The 5,468-nt window shown below is 70.6% G+C and carries 4 protein-coding genes; 3 read left to right on the top strand and 1 reads right to left on the bottom strand.

Translation table 11 applies throughout. The annotated features are described in order from the left end of the window. Nucleotides 1-149: 149 nt before the first annotated feature. The 3 genes from AB0C20_RS34985 (at nucleotide 150) to AB0C20_RS34975 (ending at nucleotide 3,650) form a co-directional block, all read left to right on the top strand. Nucleotides 150-1,475, top strand: a complete 1,326-nt coding sequence (locus tag AB0C20_RS34985) for a hemolysin family protein (RefSeq protein WP_357178888.1) — start codon at nucleotides 150-152, stop codon at nucleotides 1,473-1,475. After that, nucleotides 1,468-2,469, top strand: coding sequence for a hemolysin family protein (locus AB0C20_RS34980; protein WP_112601088.1), 1,002 nt, complete (start codon nucleotides 1,468-1,470; stop codon nucleotides 2,467-2,469). The genes AB0C20_RS34985 and AB0C20_RS34980 overlap by 8 nt, the downstream gene beginning before the upstream one ends. A gap of 167 nt (nucleotides 2,470-2,636) precedes the next feature. Then, the gene (locus AB0C20_RS34975; protein WP_357569619.1) at nucleotides 2,637-3,650 is read left to right on the top strand and encodes an NlpC/P60 family protein; all 1,014 of its coding nucleotides are present in this window, start codon (nucleotides 2,637-2,639) and stop codon (nucleotides 3,648-3,650) included. A gap of 55 nt (nucleotides 3,651-3,705) precedes the next feature. Here the strand turns inward: AB0C20_RS34975 and AB0C20_RS34970 are convergent. Further along, on the bottom strand, nucleotides 3,706-5,468 hold a 1,763-nt coding region (locus AB0C20_RS34970; RefSeq protein WP_357569618.1), incomplete at its 5' end, for a peptidoglycan recognition family protein.

The following is a 5,468-nucleotide window of genomic DNA, read 5'->3' as shown; positions in this document are numbered from 1 at the left end:
GGGGGCGGGGCGGGGGGCTTTGTGCTGGGGTCGTTGGGGGGGTTGAGTGGCTTCCCGGGGTGTTTTCAAATTCGGGGGGGGGGCCCCGGGAGGGCCGCCGCCGTCGTGCAAGAATCTCGCCGAGGTGAGGCGACATCGACGGCCTACTCTTGACGACGCTGTTGCCCCTGGTCGGCTTCGTAGCCCTGACCGCGGGCAACGCGTTCTTCGTCGCGGCCGAGTTCGCCCTGGTCACTGTCGACCGGGCGGAGATCGACCGGCGGGCCGCCGCGGGCGACCAGGCCGCCCTGACGGTACGCACAGCGTTGCGCGAACTCTCCTTCCAGCTCTCCGGGGCGCAGCTCGGCATCACCATCACCGCGCTGCTCACCGGCTACCTGGCCGAGCCGGCCCTGGCCCGGCTCTTCACCCCGCTGCTGCGCCCGCTGGCCGGCGACAGCACCGAGCGGCTCACCCCGTTCATCGCGCTGGCCCTGGCCACTCTGATCTCCATGCTCTTCGGCGAGTTGGTGCCGAAGAACGCGGCGCTGGCCCGGCCCATGCCGGCGGCGCTGGCCACGGCAGGCCCTATGCACACCTTCTCCCGGACGTTCGGCTGGCTGATCCGGGGGTTGAACGGCTCGGCGAACCGACTGGTCCGGGCGCTGGGCGTGGAGCCGCAGGAGGAGTTGGCAAGTGCCCGCTCGCCGGAGGAGTTGGGCCTACTGGCGGGCATCTCGGCGCGGGCCGGCGCGCTGCCCACTGACACCGCCATGCTGCTGCGTCGCACCATCCGCTTCGGTGACAAGCGGGCCGCGGAGGCCATGACCCCCAGGGTGGACGTGGTCGCGCTGCGCGCCACCGCCACAGTGGCGGAGCTGCTGGAGCAGTCGCGGCGGACCGGGCGGACCCGCTTCCCGGTGTACGAGGAGACCCTGGACCTGGTGACCGGTGTGGCCGGTGTGCCCGACGCGCTGGGTGTGCCGCTGGCCGACCGGGCGTCGACCCGGGTCGGCTCGGTGGCCCGCGAGCCGGTGTACGTGCCGGAGAGCCTGAACCTGGACGGTGTCCTTGCCGCGCTGAAGGAGGCCGGGGCCGACCTGGCCATCGTGGTCGACGAGTACGGCGGCACGGACGGCGTGGTGACAGTCGAGGACCTCGTCGAGGAACTGGTCGGAGAGATCGCCGACGAGTTCGACCCGGCGAGCGTGGACGAGAACGGGTCGGCCGAGCTGACAGTGCCGGGCGGTGAGCGCACAGTGCTGGTCGACGGTGTGCTCCGTTCCGACGAGTTGGCCGAGCAGACCGGCTTCCGGCTGCCCGAGGGGCCGTACGAGACCCTGGCCGGGTTCCTGATGGCCCAACTCGGGCACATCCCGCTCGCTGGCGAGACGGTCGAGACGGACGGCTGGGAGTTCACAGTGGTCGAGGTGGAGCGGCACCGGATCGAGCAGGTCCGGGTGTTGCGCCCGGCGGATCCGGACGACGATGACTGAGCTGCTCGTGACGGTGCTGTTGCTGCTCGGCAACGGGTTCTTCGTGGGCAGCGAGTTCGCGCTCATCGCGTCCCGCCGGACGGTGATCGAGCCGCTGGCCGCCGGGTCGAAACGCGCCCGTTGGGCGTTGTCGGCGATGAACCAGATCCCCCTGATGATCGCTGGCGCGCAGCTCGGCATCACGGTCTGCTCGTTGGGTCTGGGCGCGATCGCCGAACCGGCGCTGGCTCACCTGCTGGAGCCGCCGTTCCACGCGGCCGGCCTGCCGGAGCGGGCGGTGCACCCGGTGGCGTTCGTGCTGGCGCTGGGCGTGGTGGTGTTTCTCCACACGGTCGTCGGTGAAATGGTGCCGAAGAACATCACGCTTGCCGGTCCGGAGGTCTCTGCGCTCTGGCTCGGCCCGGCGATGCTGGCATTCTGTGTGGCCACCAAACCGTTGTTGCTCGCGATGAAATGGGCGGCCCGGCGGGTGCTCGCGTTCTGGCGAATCGAGGCCTCCGAGGCGGTGAAGACGGTGTTCACCGCCGAGGAGTTGGCCGGGTTGGTTTCCCAGGCGCGGACCGAGGGGCTGCTCGACGCGGAGCAGCACGCGCGGATCACGGGCGCGCTGGCCCTGCACGCCCGGACGGCTGCGGACGCGCTGCAACCGTGGTCGACGGTGGTGACGGTGGCCGAGGACGTCTCGCCGGCGTCACTGGAGGTGCTGGCGACCCGGACTGGCCGGTCCCGGTTCCCCGTGGTGCAGCGGTCGACCCGTCGGGTGCTCGGTTTTGTGCACGTCAAGGACGTGCTCGGGTACGCCGGGCAGGGCCGCCGGTCGCCGGTGCCGGCCGACGTCTACCGGCCGCTGGCGGTGGTGCCGCCGGACCGTACGCTGGCCGACCTGCTGCTGGCGATGCGTCGCGAACGGCGGCACATGGTGCTGGTCAGCGACGGGCGACGGCCACTCGGTGTGGTCACCCTTGACGATGTATTGACCGCAATCGTTGGGTGATGAACCAATACCCTTGGTGTGCAAGCGGTTGCACGACAGTGATGGTGACCGCCCTCGCCTTGATTACCGCCCCGAGCTTCCCTAATGTGGGGCACCGACCGCTGTGGGTCGTCTGCCTCGGCCCTTCCCTCACGCGAGGCGCCCGGCGGTCGGTTGCAAAGGAGTCGGTGCCGGTGGCAACCATGCCCCCTCATCGTCACGACCTGTTTGCGTCTGCTCGCTCTGGTGGCCTGCGTCGCGTCGCGCACCGGGTGCTGATCCTGGTCGCTGCCGCGGCGGTCGGCGCCGGTCTGCTGACCGCGCCGGCGCATGCCGCGCCCACGGTCGACGAGATCGAGGCGCAGATCGACAAGAAGTGGGAGCAGTTGGAGCCCACCATCGAGCAGTACAACAAGGTCCGGGCGCAGTTGAAGGTCAACCGGCAGAAGTCGGCGAACCTGCAGAAGAAGATCGAGCCGCTGGCGCTGCAGAGCGAGTTGGCGCTCAACCGGGTCGGCGACCTCGCCTCCCGCTACTACATCTCGGGCCCGTCGCACGACATCGGCGCGCTGCTGGTCAGCGCCAAGCCGGACACGCTCACCGAGCAGCTCACCATCCTCGACCGGCTCGCTTCGCAGGAGCGCAAGGAGGTCGAGGGTGTGCTGGCCGTGCGGGCCAAGTACGACGGCGAGAAGCAGAAGCTGGACGCGCTGATCGTCACGCAGACCAAGCAGCAGAACGAGCTGGCGGCCAAGAAGAAGCAGATCGACGCCGAAATCAAGCAGCTCGAGGCGTCGATGCCCAAGACCACGGTCAAGACCGCGGCCTGCCCGACCATCAACGGGGTGGTCAGCGCGGCAGCACGCACCGCGATCAAGACCGCCTGTGGCAAGGTCGGCAAGCCGTACGTCTGGGGCGCCACCGGGCCGAACTCGTTCGACTGCTCGGGGCTGACCCAGTACGCCTACAAGGCGGCCGGGATCTACCTCACCCACCACACCGGTGACCAGTGGAACGAGGGCAAGGCCATCTCGCGAGGCGACGCCCGCCCCGGTGACCTGGTCTTCTTCTTCTCCGGCCTGAGTCACGTCGGGCTCTATCTGGGCAACAACACCATGGTGCACGCACCACGTGCCGGTAAGCCGGTGCAGGTGTCCAGCATCAACACCATGCCCGTCGCCGGGTTCCGCAGACCTGGCTGATCCACCTCACGCGACACGAAGGCCCCCGGTCACCGACCGGGGGCCTTCGTGGTTCTCAGCGGGGCGCGCCCACCGGGGACGGCAACAGCTGTACGTCGGCGAGGTCGACGTACATGATCCGGTGGCCGAACTGGATCTGCGCGTACCGGTTCTTGCCGCGAATCACCGTCCAGTCGCCGGGCGAGGAGCCGTCGACGGTGCTGGCCCGGTAGTACTCCCCGGCCAGCACCGCGCCGACGGCGTACCGCTGCCCGGCGGCCAGGGTGTACTGAAGAGGCGATATCGCCTGGTAGGGCACCCCTTCCGGGTACGCGGACTGCTCCGGGTACGCCCGTCCGTAGACCGGAACGGTGGTCCGTCCGGGCTTCGGCGTGGCCACGACGCCGACGGTCCAACTGGCGGTCGGCGCGGACGCCGGGTTGTGGAACCAGGCCCGCTGCCCGAGGTACCAGATCGCCGTCCAGTCACCCTGCCGCCCGGCCAGCGCGTACGTCTGCCCGGCTGACGCCCGGGCCCCGTGGTCCGACACGACCATCGTGTTCGGGGTGCCGTCCGGGCGGAGCGCGATGTCGTTGACCAGCGGCGCGTCCGCGGACGGTGCGCTGCGCAGCACCACCGCCGAGGAGCCGCGTGGCGCGCAGGGCACGCCCGGGGTGACGCAGTCGGTGAACGCCGGCTGGTTGGTGGCGTAGTCCGGGTCGATCCGCACCATTCCGGTGGCCGGGGTGCCGGTGTCCAGTCGAGGCGCGTGCAGCAGGTCGAAGTAGTGCGTCCAGTCCCAGTACGGGCCCGGATCCCAGTGCATTCCCCGCACTGTCGAGGGAATGGTGCCGGGCACGTTGTCGTGGCCGATGATGTGTTGCCGGTCCAGTGGGATGCCCAGCCGCAGCGCCAGGTGCCGAACCAGCTTCGCCGAGGTCCGGTACATCGCCTCGGTGTACCAGGTGCCCTGCGCCGCGAAGCCCTCGTGTTCCAACCCGATCGACTTCGCGTTGACGTACCAGTTGCCGGCGTGCCAGCCGACATCCTTGGTCTTCACGTGCTGGGCGATGTGCCCGTCTACCGAGCGCAGCGAGTAGTGCCAGCTCACGTAGGTCGGGTCCTGGACGAGTTGCAGGGTCGTGGCCCAACTCGCCTCGGTGTCGTGGATGACTATGTACTCGATCTTCTGCCGCCCGGGCCGGTCGGAGAGGTCGTGGTTGCCGTAGTCCCCGTCGCCGAACGCCTCGTAGGGCGCCGGGATCCACTCGCAGGAGATGGTGCGGGGGCACTCCACCCCGTCCGGGCGGGCCAGGCGGCGCAGGCCCAGCCGGTCCAGCCAGGAACGCTCGGGCCGTACCGCGCGAGCCGGCAGTGTGATCCGCTGGCCGTCGTCGGTCACCCGGGCTTCGCCCGCGCCGATGGTGGTGAAGACCTCGTCGGCGAAGGCCGCGGCGGCGTCGGCGCTGTCCGCGCCGGAGTAGCGGGCCACCGCGCCGTACCAGGCGGCCGGGTCGGTGTCCGCGCCGACCGGCGCGCCCAGATCCCTCTGGTACGCGCTCAGCAGTGCGGCCCCACCCCGGATGTTGAGGCCCGCGTCGGTGCGCAGTGCCTCCGGGGTGGCGCCGGTCAGCGTGGCGGCGGCGTCGACGGTCTGCAACGCCGCTGTGGACGGCGCGGGTGCCTCGACCGGCCGGGGCGCTGGCACCCGGGCGGGACGGGAGTCGTCGCCGCGTGGGTCCTCGGCGCCGGCGTCGTGGTGGCCGCGCCCGGGCAGGGCGGTCACGTGCCGGGCGTCGGTCAGGTGCATCGGGCCGTAGCCGCCACTGGTGCTCGGTG

The sequence above is a fragment of the Micromonospora sp. NPDC048843 genome (genome assembly GCF_040649965.1).
Classification (GTDB): Bacteria; Actinomycetota; Actinomycetes; order Mycobacteriales; family Micromonosporaceae; genus Micromonospora; species Micromonospora hortensis.
Note: the sequence above shows the minus strand (reverse complement) of the source record. Positions and strands in the feature narration are given on the sequence as shown.

Excerpts from the sequence above, each read along its gene's own strand:
- AB0C20_RS34980 (WP_112601088.1), top strand. The coding sequence starts at position 1,468 with ATGACTGAGCTGCTCGTGACGGTGCTGTTGCTGCTCGGCAACGGGTTC.